Annotated in this window: 22 protein-coding genes and 1 pseudogene; 18 read left to right on the top strand and 5 right to left on the bottom strand. The window is 62.8% G+C overall.

Going from position 1 to position 24,368, the window contains the following annotated elements:
* Positions 1–155 precede the first annotated feature (155 nt).
* Together uvrA and MGMSRV2_RS04915 are read left to right on the top strand one after the other, a co-directional pair.
* A complete protein-coding gene (gene uvrA / locus MGMSRV2_RS04920; RefSeq protein ID WP_024079245.1) occupies positions 156–2,984 on the top strand; it encodes an excinuclease ABC subunit UvrA in 2,829 nt (942 codons plus the stop codon).
* A gap of 228 nt (positions 2,985–3,212) precedes the next feature.
* Positions 3,213–3,398, top strand: coding sequence for a hypothetical protein (locus MGMSRV2_RS04915; RefSeq protein WP_024079244.1), 186 nt, complete (start codon positions 3,213–3,215; stop codon positions 3,396–3,398).
* Between the two features lie 133 nt (positions 3,399–3,531).
* Here MGMSRV2_RS04915 and MGMSRV2_RS04910 read toward each other — a convergent pair whose 3' ends face one another.
* Positions 3,532–3,825, bottom strand: a complete 294-nt coding sequence (locus MGMSRV2_RS04910) for a LysR substrate-binding domain-containing protein (RefSeq protein ID WP_024079243.1) — start codon at positions 3,823–3,825, stop codon at positions 3,532–3,534.
* Between the two features lie 98 nt (positions 3,826–3,923).
* Between MGMSRV2_RS04910 and MGMSRV2_RS21850 the strand changes: the two genes are divergently transcribed.
* Positions 3,924–4,885 (top strand): IS630 family transposase gene (locus tag MGMSRV2_RS21850; protein ID WP_144084263.1). Its coding sequence is split into 2 segments (ribosomal slippage): positions 3,924–4,272 and positions 4,272–4,885, totalling 963 coding nucleotides; the frame shifts between segments, so codons are not numbered across the junction.
* 11 nt (positions 4,886–4,896) lie between these two features.
* Here the strand turns inward: MGMSRV2_RS21850 and MGMSRV2_RS04900 are convergent.
* Positions 4,897–5,508: pseudogene (locus tag MGMSRV2_RS04900) on the bottom strand (LysR family transcriptional regulator); the annotation flags it as partial.
* A 117-nt stretch (positions 5,509–5,625) separates the two neighbouring features.
* Between MGMSRV2_RS04900 and MGMSRV2_RS04895 the strand changes: the two are divergent.
* Positions 5,626–6,240: an FMN-dependent NADH-azoreductase gene (locus MGMSRV2_RS04895; protein ID WP_024079240.1), complete on the top strand. Its 615-nt coding sequence runs from the start codon at positions 5,626–5,628 to the stop codon at positions 6,238–6,240.
* Here the strand turns inward: MGMSRV2_RS04895 and MGMSRV2_RS04890 are convergent.
* A complete protein-coding gene (locus MGMSRV2_RS04890; RefSeq protein ID WP_024079239.1) occupies positions 6,224–6,811 on the bottom strand; it encodes an rRNA large subunit pseudouridine synthase E in 588 nt (195 codons plus the stop codon). The genes MGMSRV2_RS04895 and MGMSRV2_RS04890 overlap by 17 nt on opposite strands.
* 37 nt (positions 6,812–6,848) lie before the next feature.
* Here MGMSRV2_RS04890 and MGMSRV2_RS04885 point away from each other — a divergent pair, with 37 nt between their 5' ends.
* On the top strand, positions 6,849–7,595 hold the full coding sequence (locus MGMSRV2_RS04885) for a TrmH family RNA methyltransferase (RefSeq protein ID WP_024079238.1): 747 nt from the start codon (positions 6,849–6,851) through the stop codon (positions 7,593–7,595).
* A gap of 72 nt (positions 7,596–7,667) precedes the next feature.
* Positions 7,668–8,669 carry a polyphosphate kinase 2 gene (ppk2, locus tag MGMSRV2_RS04880; protein WP_024079237.1) on the top strand — a complete coding sequence of 334 codons (1,002 nt, stop codon included), beginning with the start codon at positions 7,668–7,670 and terminating at the stop codon, positions 8,667–8,669.
* A 32-nt stretch (positions 8,670–8,701) separates the two neighbouring features.
* On the opposite strand, the gene MGMSRV2_RS04875 is transcribed toward ppk2, so the two are convergent.
* On the bottom strand, positions 8,702–9,118 hold the full coding sequence (locus MGMSRV2_RS04875) for a Chain B, Strong Hydrogen Bonds In Photoactive Yellow Protein (protein WP_024079236.1): 417 nt from the start codon (positions 9,116–9,118) through the stop codon (positions 8,702–8,704).
* 85 nt (positions 9,119–9,203) lie between these two features.
* Here MGMSRV2_RS04875 and MGMSRV2_RS04870 point away from each other — a divergent pair, with 85 nt between their 5' ends.
* The 11 genes from MGMSRV2_RS04870 to MGMSRV2_RS21380 all read left to right on the top strand — a co-directional run bounded on the left by MGMSRV2_RS04870 (position 9,204) and on the right by MGMSRV2_RS21380 (position 21,349).
* Entirely contained in the window at positions 9,204–9,512 is a 309-nt protein-coding gene (locus MGMSRV2_RS04870) for an STAS domain-containing protein (RefSeq protein WP_024079235.1), read from the top strand.
* A gap of 19 nt (positions 9,513–9,531) precedes the next feature.
* Positions 9,532–9,897 (top strand): response regulator, encoded by a 366-nt coding sequence (locus MGMSRV2_RS04865; RefSeq protein ID WP_041634081.1) that lies wholly within the window; start codon positions 9,532–9,534, stop codon positions 9,895–9,897.
* A gap of 30 nt (positions 9,898–9,927) precedes the next feature.
* Positions 9,928–12,063, top strand: coding sequence for a chemotaxis protein CheA (locus tag MGMSRV2_RS04860; protein ID WP_024079233.1), 2,136 nt, complete (start codon positions 9,928–9,930; stop codon positions 12,061–12,063).
* Positions 12,064–12,160: 97 nt separating this feature from the next.
* Positions 12,161–12,652 (top strand): chemotaxis protein CheW, encoded by a 492-nt coding sequence (locus MGMSRV2_RS04855; RefSeq protein ID WP_024079232.1) that lies wholly within the window; start codon positions 12,161–12,163, stop codon positions 12,650–12,652.
* Positions 12,653–12,669: 17 nt separating this feature from the next.
* Positions 12,670–15,090 (top strand): methyl-accepting chemotaxis protein, encoded by a 2,421-nt coding sequence (locus tag MGMSRV2_RS04850; RefSeq protein ID WP_024079231.1) that lies wholly within the window; start codon positions 12,670–12,672, stop codon positions 15,088–15,090.
* A 66-nt stretch (positions 15,091–15,156) separates the two neighbouring features.
* Positions 15,157–16,014, top strand: coding sequence for a CheR family methyltransferase (locus MGMSRV2_RS04845; RefSeq protein ID WP_242410715.1), 858 nt, complete (start codon positions 15,157–15,159; stop codon positions 16,012–16,014).
* Positions 16,011–16,652, top strand: coding sequence for a chemoreceptor glutamine deamidase CheD (cheD, locus tag MGMSRV2_RS04840; RefSeq protein ID WP_024079229.1), 642 nt, complete (start codon positions 16,011–16,013; stop codon positions 16,650–16,652). Before MGMSRV2_RS04845 ends, cheD begins: the two co-directional genes overlap by 4 nt.
* A gap of 9 nt (positions 16,653–16,661) precedes the next feature.
* Positions 16,662–17,723, top strand: coding sequence for a protein-glutamate methylesterase/protein-glutamine glutaminase (locus tag MGMSRV2_RS04835; RefSeq protein ID WP_024079228.1), 1,062 nt, complete (start codon positions 16,662–16,664; stop codon positions 17,721–17,723).
* Between the two features lies 1 nt (position 17,724).
* Positions 17,725–18,213 (top strand): hypothetical protein, encoded by a 489-nt coding sequence (locus tag MGMSRV2_RS04830; RefSeq protein ID WP_024079227.1) that lies wholly within the window; start codon positions 17,725–17,727, stop codon positions 18,211–18,213.
* A gap of 43 nt (positions 18,214–18,256) precedes the next feature.
* The gene (locus MGMSRV2_RS04825; protein ID WP_024079226.1) at positions 18,257–19,015 is read left to right on the top strand and encodes an EAL domain-containing protein; all 759 of its coding nucleotides are present in this window, start codon (positions 18,257–18,259) and stop codon (positions 19,013–19,015) included.
* A gap of 114 nt (positions 19,016–19,129) precedes the next feature.
* Entirely contained in the window at positions 19,130–21,349 is a 2,220-nt protein-coding gene (locus tag MGMSRV2_RS21380) for a methyl-accepting chemotaxis protein (RefSeq protein WP_024079225.1), read from the top strand.
* Positions 21,350–21,507: 158 nt separating this feature from the next.
* On the opposite strand, the gene MGMSRV2_RS04815 is transcribed toward MGMSRV2_RS21380, so the two are convergent.
* Positions 21,508–22,815, bottom strand: coding sequence for a DUF3422 family protein (locus MGMSRV2_RS04815; RefSeq protein WP_024079224.1), 1,308 nt, complete (start codon positions 22,813–22,815; stop codon positions 21,508–21,510).
* 117 nt (positions 22,816–22,932) lie between these two features.
* Between MGMSRV2_RS04815 and tldD the strand changes: the two genes are divergently transcribed.
* Positions 22,933–24,366, top strand: coding sequence for a metalloprotease TldD (gene tldD, locus MGMSRV2_RS04810; RefSeq protein WP_024079223.1), 1,434 nt, complete (start codon positions 22,933–22,935; stop codon positions 24,364–24,366).
* Positions 24,367–24,368: the final 2 nt, after the last annotated feature.

Genomic DNA, 24,368 nt, shown 5'->3' with positions numbered 1-24,368 from the left:
CCGATCCGACGAAGTACGGCGGCAAGGTAACGGGCGGCTTGCCCCCTGCCTAGCCCCTTTCATCCCGCATCCGGGCCATGCCCAAAGCCCCACTTTACCCGGTCCTTGAATCTCTCTACACTCCGCCCGCCGGAATGAAAGAGGAACAAACCCCCATGAACAGCTTCATCCGTGTCCGGGGCGCGCGTGAGCACAACCTGAAAAACGTGGACGTGGATATCCCCCGCGATCAGCTGGTGGTGATCACCGGGCTGTCGGGTTCCGGCAAATCCTCCCTGGCCTTCGACACCATCTATGCCGAGGGCCAAAGGCGTTACGTGGAATCGCTGTCGGCCTATGCCCGGCAGTTCCTGGAGCTGATGCAAAAGCCCGATATCGACAGTATCGAGGGTCTGTCGCCGGCCATTTCCATCGAACAGAAGACCACCTCGAAGAACCCGCGTTCCACCGTCGGCACGGTGACCGAGATTTACGATTATATGCGTCTGCTGTGGGCGCGCGTCGGCGTGCCCCATTCACCCGCCACCGGCCTGCCCATCGAAAGCCAGACGGTCAGCCAGATGGTCGACCGCATCCTGGAAATGCCGGAAGGCACCCGCCTGTACCTGCTGGCGCCCTTCGTGCGCGGGCGTAAGGGCGAGTACAAAAAGGAAATGCTGGACCTGCAAAAGAAGGGGTTCCAGCGCGTCAAGGTCGACGGCACCATCCATGAAATCGATGCGGTGCCGGCGCTGGACAAAAAGAAGAAGCACGACATCGAGGTGGTGGTCGACCGTCTGGTGGTCAAGCCGGGCCTGGGCAACCGACTGGCCGATTCGGTGGAAACGGCGTTGTCCATGGCCGACGGTTTGTGCATCGCCGAAAATGCCGAAACGGGCGAGCGCACCACCTTTTCCGCCAAATTCGCCTGTCCGGTCTCGGGCTTCACCATCGAGGAGATCGAGCCCCGGCTGTTCTCCTTCAACAACCCCTTCGGCGCCTGTCCGGCTTGCGACGGCTTGGGGGTCAAGCTGTTCTTCGACCCCGCCCTGGTCATCCCCGACGAGGATTTGACCCTGCGCGAAGGCGCCATCGCCCCTTGGGCCAATTCAACCTCGCAATATTACCATCAGGCGTTGGAGGGGCTGGCCAAGCATTACGGCTTCGACCTGCACACGCCGTGGCGGCGCCTGCCCTTGGCCGCGCGCGAGGTCATCTTGTACGGCTCGGGCAAGGAGGTGGTGCCGATCCAGTTCGAGGACGGCTTCCGCGCCTATACCACCAACAAGGCCTTTGAAGGCGTCATCAGCAACATGGACCGGCGCTATCGCGAGACCGATTCGTCGTGGGTGCGCGAGGAATTGTCGCGCTTCCAGGCCACGTCGTGCTGCGAGGCCTGCCAGGGCGCACGCCTGAAGCCGGAAGCGCTGGCGGTGAAGATCAGGGGCCAGCACGTTTCCCAGGTGGCTGAATTGTCCATCGCCAAGGCCCATCACTGGTACGGCGAGTTGGAACAGCACCTGAAGCCCAAGGACCGCGAGATCGCCCGGCGTATCTTGCGCGAGATCAACGACCGCCTGGGCTTTTTGATGGATGTGGGGCTGGATTACCTGACGCTGGCGCGTGGCTCGGGCAGCCTGTCGGGCGGCGAATCCCAGCGTATCCGTCTGGCCAGCCAGATCGGTTCCGGCTTGACCGGCGTGTTGTACGTGCTCGATGAACCCAGCATCGGCCTGCACCAGCGCGACAACGACCGCCTGTTGGGCACGCTGAAGCGCCTGCGCGACATCGGCAACACGGTGATCGTGGTCGAACACGACGAAGACGCCATCCGTACCGCCGATTACCTGATCGACATGGGACCGGGGGCCGGCATCCACGGCGGCGAGATCGTGGCGCAAGGCAGCCCGGACGAGGTGATGGCCAACCCGGCCAGCCAGACCGGCCTGTACCTGACCGGCCAGCGCAGCATCCCCATCCCGGCGGAACGCCGCCCCGGCAGCGGCAACATGCTGCGGGTGATCGGCGCCAGCGGCAACAACCTGAAGAACGTCGATGTGGACATCCCGCTGGGCACCTTCACCTGCGTCACCGGCGTCTCGGGCGGCGGCAAGTCGACCCTGGTGATCGAGACCCTGTACAAGGCCCTGGCCCGGCGGCTGATGAACGCCAAGGAACAGGCCTCGCCTTTCGACCGCATCGACGGCATCGAGCACCTGGACAAGATCATCGACATCGACCAGTCGCCCATCGGGCGCACGCCCCGGTCCAATCCGGCCACCTATACCGGCGCCTTCACCCCCATCCGCGACTGGTTCTGCGAATTGCCCGAAGCCAAGGCGCGCGGCTACAAGCCGGGCCGCTTCAGCTTCAACGTCAAGGGCGGACGTTGCGAGGCCTGCCAGGGCGATGGCGTCATCAAGATCGAGATGCACTTCCTGCCCGACGTCTATGTCCAATGCGACGTGTGCAAGGGCAAGCGCTATAACCGCGAAACCCTGGAAATCACCTTCAAGGGCAAAAGCATCGCCGACGTCCTCGACATGACCATCGAAGAGGCCGCCGATTTCTTCAAGGCGGTGCCGTCCATACGCGACAAGATGATCACCCTGCAACGGGTGGGGCTGGATTACATCCATCTGGGCCAGCAGGCGACGACGCTGTCGGGCGGCGAGGCCCAGCGCGTCAAACTGGCCAAGGAACTGTCGCGCCGGGCGACGGGCCGCACGCTCTATATCCTGGACGAACCGACCACCGGCCTGCATTTCGAGGATGTGCGCAAGCTTTTGGAAGTGCTGCACACCCTGGTCGAGGGTGGCAACACCGTGTTGGTGATCGAGCACAATCTGGAGGTCATCAAGACCGCCGACTGGATCATCGACATGGGGCCGGAAGGCGGCGACGGCGGCGGCAAGGTGGTGGTGGCCGGCACGCCCGAGGATGTGGTGGCCTGCAAGACCAGCCATACCGGCCATTATCTCAAGCCATACCTGGACAGAAGATAGGCCGACACCACCAACGGCGGCGATACTGCAACATCAACACCAACCATAGGTATTTTGACGCTCATCCCCCAGGCCCATGCGATGCTTTTTTATCGTTTGATGACATCACAAAACTGAAAAATTGTTGCATCGCCAGAGGCGCACAGGTACAAAGTTTCAATCGGACGCCACCGAATGGAAATATAATTACTTGCCTTCTCATGTTCTCTGGGGTTGAAAGGGGTTATCATGTTGGGACCGGCGGAACTGCGTGAAATCGACGAGGCCTTGTCGGAAGAACGGGCCGAGGGCATCCGCGCCGAAAAGTCAAATCCCTATCTGACCCCGCATTTCGCCATGGGCATGGCGGTGACCCGCGCCGCCGCCAATTCGGCGACCAAGCTGCATCTGTCGGCTTTCGGCTTCAAACGCTGATCTGAAAATCTCCAGGGCATAGCCTTGCTTGCGGATAAAACCGGCCGCAACACGGATGGACGCGGATGTTTTTTCATCCGCGTTTATCCGTTCCTATCCGCGTTGCGGCCGGTTGCTGGCCTTCTGGAAAGGCTTATCCGCCATCATCAAGGCGCCCCCAATCCGCCGCCAAGGCATCCAGGAACAACCGCACGGCGGGCACCAGACCGCACCGCGACGGATAGACGGCGTGGATCAGCCCGCGCGGCGGCGTCCAGGCGGTCAAAATCTTCTCTAACACCCCTGCGCGCAAATCTTCCGCCACCATCAGACTAGGTAACTGCACGATACCGATGCCGGCCCGAGCGGCATGACGCAGTGCCACCATATCGTCGGTGACCAGCCGCGGCTGGTGCGCCACCTCGATGCCCTCGCCCGCCGCGTCCACTAGAGCGGTTTCACGCCGAGCGGAATCGGTAGAGGATTCCCCCTGAGGTCATTTTGTGATTCAACATCTTCGGTAACAACGCTCCCGAGGATGATGCGATGACGTGGCGCTCAGGGCAGTCCTATTCTCAGGACTTGCGCGATAGAGTTTTGGCGGCTGTGGACAGCGGCATGAGCGCCTACGAGGTGGCGCCGCTGTTCCGGGTGAGCGTTTCGTACATCTACAAGGCCCAAGGCCGCCGCCGGGCCACCGGCGAGACGACGGTGAAGCCACGGCCTGGGCGGCCAGGACAGAAGCTGGCGGCTCACCTTGAGGCGTTGCAGGCGCAGATCAAGGTCGAGCCCGATGCCACGCTGGCTGAGTTGCGCGCCTGGGTTCTGGCCGAATTGGGCGTGTCGATCAGCGTCGGCGGCCTGTGGAACACGCTTGAGCGGCTCGACCTCAGTCTGAAAAAAAGAGTGCGCATGCTGCCGAGCAGGAACGTCCCGACGTAGCCGAAGGACGCATCGCCTGGCGAGCCGAGCAGCCGGCGCTGGACCCAACCCGCTTGGTCTTCCTTGATGAAACCGGGGCATCGACCAACATGACCCGGCGCTACGGACGGGCGCCGCGCGGTCAGCGGCTGCTGGCTGCGGTGCCGCACGGTCATTGGAAAATGACCACCTTCGTCGGGGCGCTCCGGCATGACGGAATCTCCGCCCCCTTCGTCATCGACAAGGCGATGAATGGCGCGATCTTCCTGGCCTATGTCGAGCAGGTCCTGGCTCCGACCTTGCGGCCCGGCGACATCGTCGTAATGGACAATCTGCCCGCCCACAAGGTGGCAGGGGTCAAGCAACTCATCGAAGCCCGAGGGGCCACCCTGCGGTATCTGCCGCCCTACTCCCCAGACCTCAATCCCATCGAGCTCGCCTTCGCCAAGCTCAAGAGCCTGCTGCGAAAGGCGCAAGCCCGCACCATCAACACCTTATGGGACGTGATCGGAAAACTCATCGACCTGTTTCCGCCCGAGGAATGCGCCAATTTCTTCGCCCACGACGGATATGGACGCTCGATATGAAAATGCTCTAATTGCCAGGAATGACGATCACCGGCCCGGGTCATGCCCAGGCTGGGCAACGCGGACAATTGGTCCGGGCTTTGCGGACGGCCCAGGCGGTCAAGCAAATCAGGCGCACCGACGAGATAGCCCTGGTGGCGCTCCAATACCTTGATGATCAGCCCGCTGTCCTCCAGGGGCGGCATGCGCACGCGGATGGCTAGGTCGAACCCTTCCTCGATGACATCGACACGGCGGTTGGTGGCCTCCAGGTGAATGCGCACACGCGGATGATCGGCGAGAAAGCGGGCGATGATCGGCCCCACCTTGCTTTGCGCCACCGCCACCGGGCAGGACAGACGGATCAGCCCCTGCGGCTCGGCCTGGGAATGCTGCACCGCCTCTTCCGCCGCCTCGGCCTCGATGACCATGGCACGGCAATGACGGTAATAGGCTTGGCCGAACTCGGTCAGGGCGAAACGCCGGCTGGACCGCTGCAACAGGCGCACACCCAAACCGTCTTCCAACTGCGCCACCCGGCGGCTGAGTTTGGATTTAGGCAGGCCCAAGGCGCGACCGGCGGCGGAAAAGCCCCCATGCTCGACCACCTGGGTGAAATAATACAGATCGTTCAGGTCACGCATGTCGCCTCATCGTTCCATCCATGGAACGCAGCGTGCCGAAAATGCCGACTATTGGCAACATCGTCATGGGAATAGGGTGTACGGCAGATCAGAACCCCATTCCCGACGAGGCCCGACATGAACATCCTGCATATTGACTCCAGTGCCCTTGGCGACGCTTCGGTGTCGCGCCAGTTGACCGCCGGCATTGTTGCCCAATTGCGCCAGGGCAATCCCGCCGCCACCCTCACCTATCGCGATCTGGCCCTCTCCCCGCCCGATCATCTGAGCGGCGAGCTGATGCAGGTGGTCAAGTTCCAGACCATCGACGGCCTGACCGCGCGCCAGCAGCAGGAACTGGCCCTGACCAACCAACTGGTCGAGGAATTGCTGGCCGCCGACACGGTGGTGATCGGTGCGCCCATGTACAATTTCAGCGTTCCCACCCAGTTGAAGGCATGGATCGATCGCGTCGCCCAGCCGGGCCGCACCTTCCGCTACACCGCCAACGGCCCCGAGGGTCTGGCCGGCGGCCGCAAAGTGATCATCGCCTCGACCCGTGGCGGCCTTTATGCCGGCACCGCTTATGAGACCGCCATGGACCATCAGGAAGCCTTCCTCAAGGCCTTCTTGGGTTTCATCGGCATCAGCGACGTGCAGGTGATCCGGGCCGAGGGCGTGGCCATGGGGCCGGAAGCCCGCGACAAGGCCCTGGCAGCCGCCCAGGGTGAAATCGTCAAACTGGCGGTCTGAGTTTTTTCTGACGGCCCCCGGCGACGGGGGCCGTCACCTCGCGCCATTGCCCCGGCGCCAAACCATCCAAATTCCAATCGCCCACCGCCCAGCGGATCAGCCGCAGGGTGGGGAAACCGACTGCTGCCGTCATTCGCCGCACCTGCCGGTTTCGCCCTTCGTGCAAGGTCAGCTTGACCCAGGCGGTGGGAATGGCGGCGCGCCAGCGGATGGGCGGGTCGCGCGGCCACAGCCAATCGGGCTCGGCCACCAGTTCCGCCCCCGCTGTCAAGGTCGGCCCATCCTTCAGCATCACGCCCTGGCGCAATCGCGCCAAAGCCTCTGGCGTGGGAATGCCTTCGACCTGAGCGAAATAGGTTTTCGCCAGCTTGTGGCGCGGCTGGGCGATGCGGGCGATCAGCGGCCCGTCATCGCTCAGCACCAGCAATCCTTCCGAATCCCGATCCAGCCGTCCCGCCGGGTAAACCCCCGGCACATCCACGTAATCGGCCAGGGTCGCGCGCCCGGCTTCGCGGTCGGTGAATTGGGTCAGAACGTCATAAGGCTTGTTGAACAGGATCAACCGAGGCAAAACACGTCTCCACGCCAATTCCGACGGATATCGCCCCATGGCCCAGCCGAAACTGCACCGCATTGGTGGCCTGCCCGCCGTCGCCGCCTTGTTCCAGCGCGATCCCGGGCGGGTGGAACGGCTGTTCTTCGACGACCGCATGAAAGCCGAAGCCCAGCCCATGTGCAAGCAGATGGCGACGGCGCGCAAGCCGTTCCGTCATGTGCCCACCGAGGAACTGACCAAAGTCGCCGGCACGCCCTTGCACGGCGGCATCGTCGCCGTTTGTCAACCCAAGGGGTTGACGCCGTTCGAAGCGGTGAAAAGCTTCAACTGGGCCAAGGCCAAGGAACCACTGGTCATCCTGGACGGTATCGGCAATCCGCACAATCTGGGGGCCATCGCCCGGACCATGGCGTTTTTCGGCCTCGGCCGCCTGATCGTCTCTGACCACCCGGAACAGGCGCTGCCGTCGGACGCCGCCTTCCGCATCGCCGAAGGCGGGTTGGAATGGGTGGATGTCTATCAGGTCGCCAACCTGGGCAAGGCGCTGCCGCGTCTTAAACCACATTATCAGGTCATCGGCACAGCGCTGGGAGCGCACCGGTCGATGAAAGACACTTTTTCAAACAATGACAAGCCGTTGGCGCTCGTTCTTGGCAACGAGGAAGAAGGCCTGCCCGCCACCACCCTGGCCGCCTGCGACGACATCGTCACCATCCCCGGCTCTGGCCGGGTGCAGTCGCTGAACGTGTCGGCCACCGCCGCCATCCTGATCCATCTGCTGGCCGGCGGCATGGGATAAAGGCCATTGTCGGCCAGCGGAAGAAGGCATACGCTTGATGGTTGACCGACCGAATAATAAACAGGGGGAACCATGCAAGACGATGTCAAGGCAGCCGCACCCAGCCAAGCGGATGCCAAGGTGGAAACCGCCGATACCGCCGTGACCCAGCCTGAGTCCGAGCCCGCGCCGTCTCCTGCCGCCAAGGGCGCCGCCACCCGCCACAAGCTGGCGACCATGCGTCACGACCCGGAAGCGGTCCGCCATGCCTTTGAAACCGGCGAATACCCCTATAAGACCAAGATGCGCCGGGATGAGTACGAAAAGAAAAAGGCCCAGTTGCAGGCCGAATTGCTGAAGGTGCAATTGTGGTCGCGCAACACCGGGCAGAAGTTCGTGCTGTTGTTCGAAGGCCGCGACGCCGCCGGCAAGGGCGGCACCATCAAGCGCTTCATGGAACACCTGAACCCGCGCGGCGCCCGTGTCGTCGCCCTGGAAAAGCCCAGCGAGGTCGAGCGCGGCCAGTGGTTCTTCCAGCGTTATATCCAGCAATTGCCCACCGCTGGCGAAATGGTCTTCTTCGACCGCTCGTGGTACAACCGCGCCGGTGTCGAACGGGTCATGGGCTTTTGCAGCCCGTCGGAATATCTGGAATTCATGCGTCAGACGCCTGAATTGGAGCGCATGTTGGTGCGTTCGGGCATCCAGCTTTACAAATACTGGTTCTCGGTGACCCAGGACGAACAGCGCCGCCGCTTCGAATCGCGCGGTAACGACCCGCTGAAGCAATGGAAGCTGTCGCCCATCGACGTGGCCTCACTCGACAAGTGGACCGATTACACCGAAGCCAAGGAAGCCATGTTCTTCTACACCGACACCGCCGATGCGCCGTGGGCCATCGTCAAGTCGGACGACAAGAAGCGGGCACGCCTGAACTGCATGCTGCACTTCCTCAATTCCATCGATTATCCGGGGAAGGATCATGCGGTGGTCCACCAACCCGACCCGCTGATCGTCGGCAAGGGATCGCACGTGGTGCAGAAAAGTGAACACATCCTGGGGGCGACGCTGCACCCCGATCTGCGTAAGCCGTAAAGACAGGGCCGGGGGAAACCCCGGCCTTTTGCTTATTGACGCGTCAGCTTTTTGATGAAGATCCAATAGGTGCCCAGGATCGGGCTGGTCTTCAGGTGAATGCGCACCTTATAAGGCAGACCGCCAATGGCGCAGTCGAACACCGCATTCATGGCGCCCGCCTCGACGCCACGGCAAAATTCCTGCTGGATTATGGATTGTGCCGCCCACGGAGCGGTACGGGCAAAGAAACTCACCCCGGCCCTGGTGACAGCGGCGGCGGCATCGTCACCCGGTTCAGTGTCGATATAGCTGACAACCGCACCGTCACGGTCAAGTTCCATGGCGCCAAAAGGCAATGCCTGAATTTCGGCGATGGACAATCGTGTCAACGGATTTTCATGATCATCTTGCGTAAATGCAAAGACGGTCATATTCCAAGGTCCGGCCTGAGTAGTGATGCTTGCCATTTTTAGTTCTTTTAGCCCTATTCCCAAGGCGGAAATTTGCCGTATTATCCGGCTTTGGTCCACAAGGAAAACACGGCCTAGCCTTATGGAAATCGTCGAGCACAATGGAAGACTTCTGATCGATCTGCCGGCAGTGCTTGATCTGCCCACCGCGGCGGAGCTTCGTGACTTGTTGATCGACGCCGCCGCCCGCGATACCGCGGCCGACGTTGTGCTTAATTTTTCTCAGGTCGAACGTGTTTCAACCGCAGCGACCCAAGTGATCCTGGCCGGTGCCGCCGCCTTGCGTCTGGCGGCACGCCGCATGGATGCCGAAGCGGTGCCGGAACCGGTGACCGCCGCCTTCACCAGCTTGGGCCTGACAGCTCAACTGAACCAACTGACCACCCCTTGACAGCTGACAGAGGATGAACATGGCTAAGTGCGTTCTGGCCGTCGACGATTCTAAGACCATGCGCGACATGGTGTCGTTCACCCTTCGCGGCGCCGGCTACACCGTGGTCGAGGCCGAGCACGGCGTCGCCGCGCTGAAGGTTTTGCAGGGCCAGAAGGTCGACGTCATCATCACCGACGTCAATATGCCGGAAATGGACGGCATCACCCTGGTGCGCCGGGTGCGTGGCCTGCCCACCCATGCCGGTACGCCCATCCTGATTTTGACCACCGAAAGCGACCAGAGCAAAAAGGATGAGGGCCGGTCCGCCGGTGCCACCGGCTGGATCGTCAAGCCGTTCAGCCCCGACAAGCTGTTGCAGATCGTTGCCAAGGTCTGCCCCTAAGGCCTATCCCTTTAAGAAAGGAACGGCGTGATGTCCGACGACCAAGGCTATGACCTGTCACAGTTCAAGGCGACCTATTTCGAGGAATGCGCCGAACTGTTGGCCACGGCCGAGGAAACCATCGCCCGCTTGCAGGAAGGCACCGGCAGCGACGAGGATTTGAACGCGGTCTTCCGTTGCGTCCATTCCATCAAGGGGGGCGCTGGCGCCTTCTCGTTCGAGGCGTTGGTTCATTTCGCTCATGTGTTTGAAACCGCGCTCGACCATCTGCGCTCGGGCAAGGTGGAAATGTCCTCGCACGTGGCCGATCTGATGGTGCGCGGCAATGACATTCTGGGTGATTTCGTCCGTGCCGCCCAGGCCGACACCGCCCTGCCCGCCGATCATGGCGCCGACATCCTGGCGCAATTGGCCGCCCTGACCGGCGCGACGGTCCCGGTTTCGGCGAAAAAGCCCGCCGCCATCGCCAGCGCGCCGCCGCCAACAGCCGAAAAGACCTTCATCATCCATTTCCAGCCCAGCCCCGATATGCTGCGCACCGGCAACGAGCCGCTGCTGATGCTGCGTGAACTGGGCAGCCTGGGACGGATGAGCGTGGTTGCCGACACCAATGGCTTGCCCACTCTGACCGAAATGGATGCCTTGCGGTCGTATCTGTCGTGGACCTGCACCTTGGTCACCAACCGAGACCGTGACGCCATCGACGAGGTCTTTGAATTCGTCGCCGGCGACACCGCCCAGGTGATCGTCGAGGAAGAAGGCGCCGCCGCCGTGATTCCGCCCCAGGGCGAGGAAGGCGATGGCTGGGGCTTGTTCGCGCCGCCCGCAGCCATGACCGACACGGGTGAGGAAGGCGACGGCTGGGGGCTGTTCGCGCCGCTGCCCGGCACCGCCAAACCGGCGGAAGCCACGCCCAAACCCGCCGCAGCCACTCCCCCCGCCAATACGGCCAATGCCCCGGCGGCGGGCGGCAACGCCGTCCATACCGCATCGATCCGCGTCGATCTGGACAAGATCGACCGTCTGGTCAACATGGTGGGCGAACTGGTCATCACCCAGGCCATGCTGGGCCAGCAGGCCAGCGGCTTCACCGTCGAATCCCACCCCGAGCTGATCCAGGGCCTGCAAGAGCTGTCGCACCATACCCGCGAATTGCAGGAAAACGTCATGGCCATCCGGGCCCAACCGGTCAAGGCGCTGTTTTCCAAGGCCCCGCGTCTGGTCCGCGACCTGTCGACCAAGCTGGCCAAACAGGCCCGCCTGGTGATGAGCGGCGAGAACACCGAGGTGGACAAGACCGTCATCGAACAATTGTCCGACCCGCTGACCCACCTGATCCGCAATGCGCTGGACCACGGCATCGAGACGCCGGAAGAACGCATGGCCGTGGGCAAGCCGGCGGAGGGCACCATCCACCTGGCGGCGCAACATCGCTCGGGCCGCATCTTCATCGAAATCCAGGACGACGGTCGCGGCATCAACCGCGAGCGCGTGCTGGCCAAGGCCCTGGAAAAGGGACTGGTGGAGCGCGGCCAGCAATTGACCGACGAACAGATCGACATGCTGATCTTTGCCCCAGGTTTTTCCACCGCTTCCGAAGTGTCCGACGTGTCGGGCCGCGGCGTCGGCATGGATGTGGTGCGCAAGAACATCCAGGACGTGGGCGGTCGCGTGGTGGTGCAATCCACCCCCGGGGCCGGCTCGCGCTTCATCCTGTCGCTACCGCTGACCCTGGCGGTGATGGACGGCATGCTGGTGCAAGTGGGCGGCCAACGCTATGTGCTGCCGCTGACCAACATCGTCGAATCGCTGCGCCCCAGCGCCCAACAGGCCCGCTCGCTGGTGGATGTGGGCGAGGTGCTGACCATTCGCGGCGAATACATCAACCTGATGCCGCTGCACGCTATTTTCGGCATCGACGGCGCCATCACCGACCCGACCAAGGGGTTGGTGGTGATCGTCGAAACCGAGGGCGGCGAACGGGTCGGCCTGCTGGTGGACGAATTGCTCGGTCAGCAGCAGGTGGTGATCAAGTCGCTCGATTCAAATTTCCGCCCGGTGCGCGGCATTTCCGCCGCCACCATCCTGGGCGATGGTCGCGTCGCCCTGATCCTGGATGTCAGCGCCCTTCGGCAGATGGGGGCATTGGCCCTGGCGGCGCAATGAGAGTACCTATGAACACATGCAGGGGCGTCGGTTTTAACGGCAGCCTGCATCACCTTGATGATATATCTTTGGTTAGCACCTGCGAGAGGGATGGATAATGCAGAACGCTACCCCCGCTTCCGAAATTCAGGCCGGAGGGACACGCCAATTCATCTCGTTCACCATCGGGGACGAGGAATACGGCGTCGACATCATGGCCATCCGCGAGATCAAGGGCTGGACGGCGTCGACCGAACTGCCCAACACGCCCGAATACATGCGCGGCGTCATCAATCTGCGCGGCGCCATCGTGCCCATCTTCGACCTGCGGTCGCGCTTTTCCGGCGGCTTGACCCAGGCCTCGGCCCGACACGTCATCATCGTCGTCTCGGTTCATGACCGGGTCATCGGCATCCTGGTGGACGCCGTCGCCGACATCATCACCGTCTCCGCCGCCGACATCCAACCGGTGCCTGAACTGGATCATCATGATCATTCGGGCTTCCTGACCGGTCTGGTCACTGTCGATGGCCGCATGGTCGCCCTGCTCGACCTGCATCAACTGTTCGATATCGAATTGGTCGCCGACGCCATCACCGCGGCCGCGTGATCCAAGGGGGAATTAACATGTCGACCAAAACTTCCGGCCTGACGGTCAAGGGCCGCATCTATGGCGGTTTTCTGCTGATCCTGGTCTTCCTGGCCGTCGTCGCGGGCGTCAGCTTCTTTGGTTTCTCCAAGATGGAAACCGGCACCCATCAATTCGCCGATGTGGCGCAGAACAGCGCTCGCGTCGCCCAGATCGAACGCGATGTGGTGGGATTGCGGCGCAATGCCTTCCTGTACACGGACAAAGGCGACAAAAAGTCGCTGGACCGTATCCGTGAACTGGAACCGTCCTTGCGCAAGAACCTGAAGGAGGCCATTGCCGCCACCGCCAATGCCGAGCGCAAGGCCAGCCTGGAACGCATGTCCCAGTTGTTCGAGCAGTACATGAACAACCTCAATCGCGCCGTCGAGACGAAGACCAAGCGCGACGAGGTGTATAGCGCCAAGCTGGTGCCCGTCGCCAACGACCTGACCAAGGCCTTGTCCTCGCTGGTCGACATCACCTTGGACGCCAAGGATTGGGAAACCGGCAGCTATGCCGGCAAAAGCCAGGAACAGTTGCTGCTGATGCGCATCCAGGCCCTGCGCTTCGTTGACAGCCCGTCGCAGGCCATCGTCGATGTCTACAAGGATCAGTTCGCCGCTGCCAGCAAGGCGATCAGGTATCTGGCCGACACCGAAAAGGACGAGGCTCATCGCCGCATCATCGAATTCGTGCGCGATACCCTGCCCAATTACGACCGCTATTTCCAGGAAATGGCGCAGCTCAGCTTTCAGGTCGACACCCTGGTCAACAAGGAAAATGCTGCCCTGGCCAACGAGTTCGCCGAGCTGGCGTCCAAGACCAAGGCTTCGCAGCAAGTCTACATGACGGAACTGGAGGACCAGACCCTCGAAACCGCTGCGGCGCAAAAGCTGACCGCCGTCATCGTTCCCGCCATCATCATCGGCTTGGGTCTGCTGTTCGCCTGGCTGATCGCGCGCTCCATCATCACCCCGATCTCGGCGATGACCGGGGCCATGGCTGAACTGGCCGGCGGCAGGCTGGACGTCATCATCCCCGCCTTGGACCGTACCGACGAAATCGGTGAAATGGCCCAGGCGGTACAGGTGTTCAAGCAGAACGCCAACGACAAGAAGCGCATGGAAGAAGAGCAGCGCGCCCGCGAGGAAGCGGAACGTCAGGCCGAGGCGGCCCAGCGTGCACGCGAGGCGGCCATCGTCGCCGAAGTGGCGGAAGTGGCCAAGGCGGCGTCGGAAGGCGACCTGGATCGCCGCATCGATCTGGCCGGCAAGGACGGTTTCCTGCTCAGCCTGTGCGATGGCGTCAACAATCTGGTCAAGCTGACCGGCATCGCCCTTAACGACGTCGCCTCGGTGCTGTCGTCGGTGGCCCGTGGCGACCTGACCCAGCGCATCACCAACAACTATGCCGGCGTGTTCGGCCAGCTCAAGTCCGACGTCAACCAGACCGCTGACAAACTGTTCGAGATCGTCACCAACATCAACTCGGCCGCCGGTCAGATCGGCTCGGCCGCCTCGGAAGTGGCCGCCGGTTCGCAGGATCTGTCGGAACGGTCGGAACAGCAGGCCAGCGCCCTGGAAGAAACCGCCGCCAGCATGGAAGAACTGGCCGCCACCGTGCGCCAGAACGCCGCCAATGCCCAGCAGGCCAACCAACTTGCCGCCGGCGCCCGCGAAGTGGCCGCCGGTGGCGGCCAAGTGGTCGCCGACGCCATCGGCGCCATGGGCCGCATCGAATCCTCGTCGCAGAAGATCGAGGACATCGTCGGCATGATCGACGAAATCGCCTTCCAGACCAATCTGCTGGCGCTCAACGCGGCAGTGGAAGCGGCGCGTGCCGGTGATGCCGGCAAGGGCTTCGCCGTGGTCGCCCAGGAAGTGCGTAATCTGGCCCAGCGATCGGCCCAGGCGTCCAAGGAAATCAAGACCCTGATCGCCGAAAGCTCGACCCAGGTGCGTTCCGGCGCCGATCTGGTCAAGGGCGCCGGTAAAACCCTGGAAGACATCCTGGGCAGCGTCAAACGGGTGGCCGACATCGTCGCCGAAATCGCCGCCGCCAGTTCCGAACAGGCGTCGGGCATCGATCAGGTCAATTCCGCCGTCAGCCAGATGGACGAAATGACCCAGCAAAACGCGGCCCTGGTGGAAGAATCCGCCGCCGCCGCCCACGCCTTGGAAGATCAGTCGCGCGAACTCAACCGGTTGATGGGCTTCTTCCATACCGGCAACGACAATTCCGCCGCCCAGGTGGAACAGGTCGTGGCGCGCAGCACCAAGCCCGCCGTCAAGGCCAAGCCGGCGGTGAAGCTGGCGGTTAAGGCTGCACCCATGCGCAAGCCGGCGGTCAAATCCGCCTCGGCGTCCCCCTCGCCTACGCCCTCTGCTTCGAAGGATGAAGATTGGGCCGAATTTTAGTAGGATTATAAAAGTATCCCCCGCCGCGATCGTCGCGGCGGGGACGTTCCCTGGGGGGGGATGTTTGTGAGCAGCCGGCAAGAAACCGCCAACGGTCCACGCCGTGAATTTGAACTGGGCGACGAAGAGTTCCGCTTTCTGGCATCGTTCATGTCGAAAGAGACGGGTATCGTCCTGTCCGATCACAAGCGCGACATGGTCTGTGGCCGTCTGGTCAAGCGCCTGCGCGCCCTGGGGTTGCGCGAATTCAGCCAGTATTGCGATATGTTGCGCGGCCCCCAGGGCCACGCCGAGGTGGAAAATCTGGTTAACGCCATCACCACCAACATCACCAATTTCTTCCGCGAACCCCATCACTTCGATCACCTGCGCGATCAGGTACTGGCGCCGCGCCTGAATGAACAGCCCCGCCGTCCACGCGTGCGCATCTGGTCGGCGGGCTGCTCCACCGGGGAAGAACCCTATTCCATCGCCATGACCATGGCCGACGCGCTGAAGGGCTGCGACGGCTGGGATGCGTTGGTGCTGGCCACCGACATCGATACCAACGTGTTGCGCCGGGGCGAGGCCGGGCTTTATCCCCTCGCCGCCCTCGACCATATCCCGGAAAGCTATCGCAAGCGCTTCGTCCGCCGCGCCCACGAAGCGGACAAGGTGCAGATGGCCGACGAAATCCGCCGGCTGATCCGCTTTCGCCGCCTGAACCTGCATGAAAACTGGCCGATGAAGGGATTGTTCGACGCCATTTTCTGCCGCAACGTCGCCATCTATTTCGACAAGCCGACCCAGCGCCAGTTGTTCAACCGCTATGCCGACCGCCTGTTCATGGGCGGCATCCTCTATCTTGGCCACGCCGAAAGCCTGATCGGGGTTTCCGACCGCTTCGAGGCGGTGGACAAGACATCGTACCGGCGAATCAAATGAGCAGCGAAACCTGGGGCGCATCGGCGGACGAAGCCGAAAGACGGCGCTGGTTCGACCCCACCTTCAAGATCATGGCCGTCAAGGTGCTGCCGGGCGAACATTACGTTTCCACCGCCGGACAGGAGATGATCGTCACCGTGCTGGGCTCGTGCGTCGCCGCCTGCGTCTGGGACACCCGCATGCGCATCGGCGGCATGAACCACTTCATGCTGCCCGATTCCGGCTCAGGCGGAGATGTGCCGGTGGACAAGGCCATGCGCTTCGGCAATTTCGCCATGGAAGAATTGATCAACGACGTGTTGCGCCGGGGCGGCCGCCGCGACAGCCTGGAAATCAAGGTGTTCGGCGGCGGCAACGTATTGCCGGGCATGGGCGGGGCCGGCACCGGCTCGGCCCCCATCGGCGACCGCAACGCCATCTTCGTCCGACAATATCTGTCGGAGGAAGGTTATCGCATCACCGCCGAGGATCTGGGCGGCCCCCATCCACGCCGCATCCATTTCTTTCCGCGCCTGGGCAAGGTCATCCGCCTGTTCCTGAAAAAGGACGTGGAACGCGCCGTGCTCAACCGCGAAATGTCCTATCGTTCGCGCCTGCAGACCGTCCAGGTCGAAGGCGAGATCGAATTGTTCGATTAGAGGCCCGCCATGCCCACCCGTATCGCCCGCGTGCTGATCGTCGATGATTCCGCCCTGATGCGGCAGATGCTGACCAGCATCCTGTCGTCCGATCCGGGTATCGAGGTGGTCGGCACCGCCCCCGACCCGCTGGTGGCGCGGGAAAAGATCAAGGCACTGAACCCGGACGTGCTGACCTTGGATGTGGAAATGCCGCGCATGGACGGCTTGGCCTTTCTGGAAAAGTTGATGACCTTGCGCCCCATGCCGGTGGTGATGGTGTCGTCGCTGACCGAAAAGGGCGCCGAGGTGACCATGCGGGCCATGGAACTGGGCGCCGTCGACGTTTTCTGCAAACCCGTGGACATCGCCGGCGGCGGCTTGCAGGCCCAGGCCCAGATTCTGATCGACAAGGTCAAGGCGGCGGCTTTCGCCCGTGTCCGCTCGCTCAGCGATCGCCCGGTACAACAACCGGCCCGGCTGGCCGTCACCACCCTTTACAAATCCACCGACCGGTTGGTGGCTATCGGTTCGTCCACCGGCGGGGTCGAGGCCTTGCGCGACATCATCCTGGCCCTGCCCGCCGATTCACCCCCCATCGTCATCACCCAGCACATTCCGCCGAAATTCTCGGCCAGCTTCGCCGAGCGGCTCGACAGTCTGGCCGCCGTCCGGGTCAAGGAGGCCAGCGACGGCGAACGCATCATGGCCGGCCATGTCTATATCGCGCCGGGCGACCGCCATCTGGCGGTGCGCCGCTCGGGCGCCCAATTGATCGCCCAATGCTATGACGGCCCGCTGGTCAGCGGCCACAAGCCCAGCGTCAGCGTCTTGTTCAATTCGGTGGCGGAAACCTGCGGCGCCAAGGCGGTGGGGGTGATCCTCACCGGCATGGGCCGCGACGGCGCCGACGGCCTGCTGGCCATGCGCAAGGCCGGCGCCGCCACCATCGGCGAGGACGAATCGTCGTGCGTGGTTTATGGCATGCCGAAAGCGGCATTTGATTTAGGGGCGGTGGAAAAACAACTTCCGCTATCGCACATCGCCGAAGAAATCCTTAGGCTGTGCCGCCAGGACGTGGCAAGGACATGATATGAACGATAATACCTCTCTTCTTCAGTTGCTGGCCCACTGGCAGGCCTTTTCCCAGTTACAGCAACGCGCTTTCGAGTTCCTTGCCTCGGAAGCCATGGCAACCGGTCAGGAATTCGAGAACTCCACTGCCGGGGCCACCGGCGTGCTGATCCGCATCGGCCAGTTCGCTGGCGAAAGCGAAGCCGGCGAATTGCAGGTGCAGACCAACGAAGTGGTGCACCGCCTGCAAGCCGCCGACCGCTCGCGCCAAGGGCTGGAACAGGTGGCCTCGGTGTTGACCACGCTGCGCCGCCAGCACGAGGAATTGGAAGCCCAGACCCGTCATTGCGCCCAAGCCCCCATGGATGACGCCATCACGGCGCAGTGGATCGAGGCGCTGAGCCAAAACGTCTCGCTGGCCGATTGGCGGCGCCGGCTGACCGACGCGCTCAATGGCCGCACCTCGGAATGTGTGCAAGCCGCCGAAGACGAGATGGAATTGTTCTGACCACCCCCATATGACAAGCTATCCCATCCTTGGACACAACGGCATGAGTGGGCCCACCATGACACAAGGCTGCGACAATCGTTGTGCGACGCCTTTGGATTTTTCCTTCGTCATGGCCTTTCAGCCGGTGGTGGATGTGGTACAGCGCCGCATCTATGCCTATGAAGCCTTGGTGCGCGGTACCGACGGCGCCGGGGCCGCCGCCATCCTGGCCCGGATCACCGATGACAACCGCTATGCCTTCGATCAGGCCTGTCGGGTCAAGGCCATCGAAACGGCGGCGGGGCTGGGCCTGGACCGTCGGCTCAACATCAACTTTCTGCCCAATGCCGTCTATCACCCGGAAGCTTGCCTGCGCCTGACCCTGTCGGCGGCCAAGGAACATGGCTTTCCCGAGGATTTGATCACCTTCGAGTTCACCGAAGATGAACAGATCCACAACCGCGCCCATCTGCGATCCATCATCGAAACCTACCGTCAGCACGGTTTTCATACCGCACTCGATGATTTCGGCGCCGGCTATGCCGGGCTGTCGCTGCTGGCAGATTTCCAGCCTGACACCATCAAGATCGACCGCTGCCTGATCACCTTGGTTGACCAAAGCCCGGCCCGTCAGGCGATCATCGCCGGGCTGGTCAAAACCGCAGAAATGCTGGGATTATCGGTCGTCGCGGAAGGCACGGAACGCATCGAGGAAGTGCGTATGCTGCATGACATGGGCATCAATCTGTTCCAGGGCTATTACTTCGCCCGCCCACAGATTGGGCAATTGGTCGATGACGATCAGATTCCGTGGATATAAAACAGGCATACACCTACCTATATGTGAAGTTTATGTGACACCCCTCCCCCCAGCTTGCGCACATCCGACCTAAGGACTAATCCTCACCTACTTTCGTTTGAGTAGGATGCGAAGATGTCCCGCCTGCTGTCCCGTCTGTCGCTGAAATCGCAAATCTCGGCCATCGTCATCCTGGCCGCCATGGTGTTCATCGTCGTCGGCGGCGTGCTGGTGTTGAGCGGCACCCGTCAGCAACGATTCGACCAAGACCAACAGCGTTTTGTCGAACTGGAGCGGGTGACCGCCGCTTTGGCCTTTGATCTGCTCGATGCTCGCCGACGGGAAAAGGACTTCCTGGCTCGACGCAATGACACGGAACGGCAAAAGCATGCCGCCAGCTTGGCCGATGCCCGCGCCCAGCTCGCCCATCTTTCCGGTCTTCATGACGGCCCGGAGATCGCCCGCATCGGCCAAGCTCTTGATACCTATGGCCAGACTTTCGATCAGGTGGTGACGGCTCAACACCTGATCGGCTACAGCGAAAAAGACGGGGCCTTGGGCAATCTGCGCAATTCGGTCCATGCGGTCGAACAATTACTGAAGGATCACGACGAGCCGCGTTTGTCGGTGCTGATGCTGATGATGCGCCGGCACGAAAAAGACTTTCTTGCCCGCCGTGACCGCAAATATATGGACGACATGAGCAAGCGCGCCGCTGAATTCGCCAACCTGTTGCCCCGCTCGGGCATTCCGCCGGCCATTCAGGACGATATCAGCGCCAAGATGCGCGTCTATCATCAGGATTTCGAGGCGATGGTCCAGGCGACCTTGGCCCTGACCGCCCATACCGAAACCCTGTCGACCGTCTATTCCGGCATGGAACCCGATATCGACAGCCTGCGCCAGTTCTCCAACCAGAAAGCCGCCCAGGCCCAAGCCGCACGCAACGCAGCCGCCCAATTCGCTCAACTGGCCGTGCTGGTCGCCATCGTCATTGGTGGCGGCTTGATCGCCGTGCTGGGCTCGGCCATTGCCCGTGGCATTTATCTGCCGCTCAAGGCCATGACCAAAGCCATGGGGGAACTGGCCGAAGGCAAGCTGAACAGCACCATCCCGTCGCTGGAGCGACACGACGAGGTGGGGGAAATGGCCCGTGCCCTGCAAGTGTTCCAAAATAACGCCCAGGCCGCCGAAACCCTGCAACGGCAACAAGAAGACATGCGCCGGCAGGCGGAACAGACCAAGCTGGCGGCCTTGACCACCATGGCCGAAACGGTCGAGCGCGAATCCAGACTGGCGGTGGATCGGGTGGCGGAACGCACCCGCTCCATGGCCCACAACGCCCAGGCCATGGCACAATCCGCCGAAATCGTGGGCGGTGACGCCCAGGGCGTGGCCTCCGCCGCCGATCAGGCCTTGGCCAATGCCCAGACCGTCGCCGCCGCGTCGGAACAGCTCAGCGCCTCCATCGCTGAAATCGCCCATCAGGTCACCACCGCCACTAGCGTCACCCACGACGCGGTGCAATCGGCCCGCACGGCCCAGACCACCATCACCCATTTGTCCGATGCGGTGGGCCGCATCGACGAAATCACCGTGCTGATCAGCGAAATCGCCGGCCAGACCAATCTATTGGCCCTCAACGCCACCATCGAGGCGGCCCGCGCCGGCGAGGCCGGCAAGGGTTTCGCCGTCGTCGCCAACGAGGTGAAGAATCTGGCGGCGCAAACGTCGAAGGCCACCGCCGAGATTTCCACCCAGGTGGAAGCGATCCAGGCGACCACCCGCAACGCGGTGAATGCGGTGGGGCAGATTGCCGGCGCTATCGACGCGGTGGAAAGCATCGCCGCCGCCATCGCCGCCGCCATCGAGGAACAGGGCGCCGCCACCGGGGAAATCTCGCGCAATGTCAGCCAGACCTCGGACGCCGCCAACGAGGTGTCCAGGCGCATCGCCGCCGTCAGCAATGAGGCGCAAACCACCCGCAGCCAAGCCAGTCAGGTCAGTATCATTTCAACCGAAGTGGCCGATGCCATCCAGAACCTGCGCGATACCCTGATCCGGGTGGTGCGCACCTCGACCCGCGAAGTCGATCGCCGCCAGGACGAACGCCACAGCATCGACCGCGGGGCGATCCTGAGCGTGAATGGCCGCGAACATGGCGGGCGCGTCACCGATTGCAGCCGCAACGGCGCTACCTTGATGCTGGCCGATGATGCCGCCCTATCGCCGGGACAACGCTGCCGCCTGAGCATGGATGGCATTGCCGGCGCCATCGAGGTGGAGGTTGTAGCCCTGGATCAAACCCTGGCCCACCTGCACTTTCTCGCCCCGCTGATGGCGGATGTCGCCTAAAGCGGCGTGCCCTTAATCGGCAACACGTCTACCACAACACCCGTCATGCCCGCGCAGGCGGGCATCCAGGAGTCGTACGCTTATGCGCCGACACGGTTCGCTGGATTCCCGCCTACGCGGGAATGACGCTTAAGACGATGGATGGCTCGTATTTAACTCTAATCCTCGCCGTGGCCGTTGACCAGGGCGCGACGCAGACGGCGCACGCCCAGGATCACCGCGCCGATGATCACCGGCAGGGCGACCAGGGCGGCGATGTCGGCATCCACCGGCAGGCCGGCGCCCTTCAGGCCCTTGGCGGCGTAAAGCACCAGCCCCAGCAGATAATAGCTGATGGCCACCACCGACAGGCCTTCCACCGTTTCCTGTAAACGCAATTGCAACTGGGCCCGGCGGTTCATGCTGCGCAGCAGATCGCGGTTTTTCTCCTCGAGCGCGATATCGACGCGGGTGCGCAACAGATCACCGGCGCGCGCCGCCCGTCGGGCCAGCAATTGCTGGCGTTCCGCCGCCGATTCGCAGGTCTTCATGGCCGGGGCCAGACGGCGATCCATGAATTCGCCGATGGTTTGCAGACCGGGGATGCGGTCCTCGCGCAATTCGGCGATGCGCTGGTTGACGATGGCGTAATAGGCCCGCGCCGCCCCCAGCCGGAACGAGGTGGCGGCGTCCAGCCGTTCGGCCTCGGCGGCCAGGGCGGTCAGGCGTTCCAGCAATTCGCGGTCGTTCTGGGCAATGGCCGGGTCGGCCAGTTCGGTGACGATGGCGGCCAGACCGCTATCCATGCGAAACATCTCGGCATTGGCCTGACGCGCCGGCGGAAAGGCCAACAGCGCCATCATGCGATAGGTCTCGATTTCCAGCAGACGCTGCATCACCCGACCGCTTTGGCCCTTGGTCAAATCCTTGTCGCGCACCCAGATGCGACCGAAACCATCGGCATGCAGGCGGAAATCGGTCCAGCATTCCGCCGCCGAGCCGATGATCTTGGCGGCGATCAACGGATTGCCGTCGAACAACGTACTGATGTCGTCGGCGGAACGCGGGGTCTTTTCCATGGCCAGATGGGTGGCGGTCAACACCTTGCCGGGCAACCGCTCCAGCCATTCCGCCGGCACCAGGGCCAGGGCCGGATCATTGAACGGATGGTCATAGCCATCGAAGCGCAGGAAGGTATAGGTGGAAAACTCGGCATGGCGTTCCCAACGCAGGCGCAGCGCGCCCAAGTCGCGGGAAAAATAAGTGGTGGTTTCCGCCGGTGCCTCGGCGCCGTGGATGGACAGCAACTCGGTCAGGTAAGCGTGTTCCTCGCCGGCACTCAATCCGTCGTGCAGCACCGCCAGATGGCTGGCGCGGATTGGGGCGGCGATCTGCTCGTAGGGGCGGGCGTGCACCTCGCCGGCCAAGGCCCGGCGCATGGAATGTTCGTTCAAGGCCCAGGTTCGCCCTGGCATCATCTCGGCCATTGCCTATATTCCTTTTAACGACAAGTTTTGGTGTACACTTTGGGTCACGACCTGCCAATACCTGACCGGCTTGCTCATGCCCTACCCGCGCCCCCTACCCGCCCCGCAGGAGCCTTCATGCCTCACGTGTCCCAAGCCCATCAATTGTTCTTCACCCGCGCTGGGCTGGACCAGGACAAAGTGACGGCCATCGTCGGCGATGCCTTGACCGGGGCCGATGACGGCGAGTTGTTCCTGGAATACCGGCAGTCGGAAAGCATGGTGCTGGACGACCGTCAGATCAAATCGGCCAATTTCGACACCGCCCAGGGCTTCGGCCTGCGCTCGGTGGTGGGCGAGGCCCATGGTTACGCCCATGGCTCGGTGCTGTCGGAAGAGGCCATCCGCCGCGCCGGCGACACGGTCAAGGCCGTGCGCAACGGCCATTCCGGCACCATGGCGGCGGCGCCCATGGGCACCAATTCCGCCCTTTATACCGACATCAATCCGCTCAATCTGGTCCCGTTCGCGGACAAGGTCAAATTGCTGGAAGCCATGGATACCTATGCGCGGGGTAAGGAAGCTCGCCTGCGGCAGGTCTCGGCGTCGCTGACCGGATCGTGGCAGGCGGTGTTCATCCAGCGCGCCGATGGCAGCCATGCCGCCGATATCCGCCCACTGGTGCGCCTGAACGTCTCGGTGGTGATGGGCGACGGCGACCGCATGGAAACCGGCAGCCACGGCATCGGCGGACGCTTCACCTATGAACGGATGATCGACGAGGGCTCGTGGCGGGCTTGCGTCGACGAGGCCATCCGTCAGGCCGCCATCAATCTGGACTCCATTCCCGCCCCGGCGGGGGAAATGAGCGTGGTGCTGGGGCCGGGCTGGCCCGGCGTCATGCTGCACGAAGCCGTCGGCCATGGGCTTGAGGGCGATTTCAACCGCAAGGGCACCTCGGCTTTTTCCGGCATGATCGGGCAAAGAGTGGCGGCCAAGGGCGTCACCGTCGTCGATGACGGCACCATGGTCGACCGCCGTGGCTCGCTGTCGGTGGATGACGAAGGCACGCCCACCAGCCGCACCACCCTGATCGAGGACGGCATCCTGGTCGGTTATATACAAGACCGCCTCAACGCCCGGCTGATGGGGGTCAAACCCACCGGCAACGGACGGCGCCAATCCTATGCCCATGCGCCGATTCCTCGCATGACCAACACCTTCATGGTGGCGGGCGGGCATGATCCGGCGGAAATCATCGCCTCGGTGAAAAAGGGCATCTATGCCGTCAATTTCGGCGGTGGTCAGGTGGACATCACCTCGGGCAAATTCGTCTTCGCCGCCACCGAGGCCTATCTGATCGAAGACGGCAAGATCGGTCCGGCGGTCAAGGGCGCCACCCTGATCGGCAACGGCCCCGACGCCATGAACAAGGTGACCATGATCGGCAACGACCTGGAACTGGACCCCGGTATCGGCACCTGCGGCAAGGACGGCCAGGGCGTGCCAGTGGGCGTGGGTCAACCGACGCTGCGCATGGACGGCCTGACCGTCGGCGGCACGGCGGTATAACC

The organism is Magnetospirillum gryphiswaldense MSR-1 v2, assembly GCF_000513295.1.
Classification (GTDB): domain Bacteria; phylum Pseudomonadota; class Alphaproteobacteria; order Rhodospirillales; family Magnetospirillaceae; genus Magnetospirillum; species Magnetospirillum gryphiswaldense.
The sequence above is the reverse complement of the archived record's forward strand: the minus strand, read 5'-3'. Positions and strand labels throughout refer to the sequence as shown.

Excerpts from the sequence above, each read along its gene's own strand:
- uvrA (WP_024079245.1), top strand. The coding sequence starts at position 156 with ATGAACAGCTTCATCCGTGTCCGGGGCGCGCGTGAGCACAACCTGAAA.
- MGMSRV2_RS04915 (WP_024079244.1), top strand. The coding sequence starts at position 3,213 with ATGTTGGGACCGGCGGAACTGCGTGAAATCGACGAGGCCTTGTCGGAA.
- MGMSRV2_RS04895 (WP_024079240.1), top strand. The coding sequence starts at position 5,626 with ATGAACATCCTGCATATTGACTCCAGTGCCCTTGGCGACGCTTCGGTG.
- MGMSRV2_RS04885 (WP_024079238.1), top strand. The coding sequence starts at position 6,849 with ATGGCCCAGCCGAAACTGCACCGCATTGGTGGCCTGCCCGCCGTCGCC.
- ppk2 (WP_024079237.1), top strand. The coding sequence starts at position 7,668 with ATGCAAGACGATGTCAAGGCAGCCGCACCCAGCCAAGCGGATGCCAAG.
- MGMSRV2_RS04875 (WP_024079236.1), bottom strand. The coding sequence starts at position 9,118 with ATGGCAAGCATCACTACTCAGGCCGGACCTTGGAATATGACCGTCTTT.
- MGMSRV2_RS04870 (WP_024079235.1), top strand. The coding sequence starts at position 9,204 with ATGGAAATCGTCGAGCACAATGGAAGACTTCTGATCGATCTGCCGGCA.
- MGMSRV2_RS04865 (WP_041634081.1), top strand. The coding sequence starts at position 9,532 with ATGGCTAAGTGCGTTCTGGCCGTCGACGATTCTAAGACCATGCGCGAC.
- MGMSRV2_RS04860 (WP_024079233.1), top strand. The coding sequence starts at position 9,928 with ATGTCCGACGACCAAGGCTATGACCTGTCACAGTTCAAGGCGACCTAT.
- MGMSRV2_RS04855 (WP_024079232.1), top strand. The coding sequence starts at position 12,161 with ATGCAGAACGCTACCCCCGCTTCCGAAATTCAGGCCGGAGGGACACGC.
- MGMSRV2_RS04850 (WP_024079231.1), top strand. The coding sequence starts at position 12,670 with ATGTCGACCAAAACTTCCGGCCTGACGGTCAAGGGCCGCATCTATGGC.
- cheD (WP_024079229.1), top strand. The coding sequence starts at position 16,011 with ATGAGCAGCGAAACCTGGGGCGCATCGGCGGACGAAGCCGAAAGACGG.
- MGMSRV2_RS04835 (WP_024079228.1), top strand. The coding sequence starts at position 16,662 with ATGCCCACCCGTATCGCCCGCGTGCTGATCGTCGATGATTCCGCCCTG.
- MGMSRV2_RS04830 (WP_024079227.1), top strand. The coding sequence starts at position 17,725 with ATGAACGATAATACCTCTCTTCTTCAGTTGCTGGCCCACTGGCAGGCC.
- MGMSRV2_RS04825 (WP_024079226.1), top strand. The coding sequence starts at position 18,257 with ATGAGTGGGCCCACCATGACACAAGGCTGCGACAATCGTTGTGCGACG.
- MGMSRV2_RS21380 (WP_024079225.1), top strand. The coding sequence starts at position 19,130 with ATGTCCCGCCTGCTGTCCCGTCTGTCGCTGAAATCGCAAATCTCGGCC.
- MGMSRV2_RS04815 (WP_024079224.1), bottom strand. The coding sequence starts at position 22,815 with ATGGCCGAGATGATGCCAGGGCGAACCTGGGCCTTGAACGAACATTCC.
- tldD (WP_024079223.1), top strand. The coding sequence starts at position 22,933 with ATGCCTCACGTGTCCCAAGCCCATCAATTGTTCTTCACCCGCGCTGGG.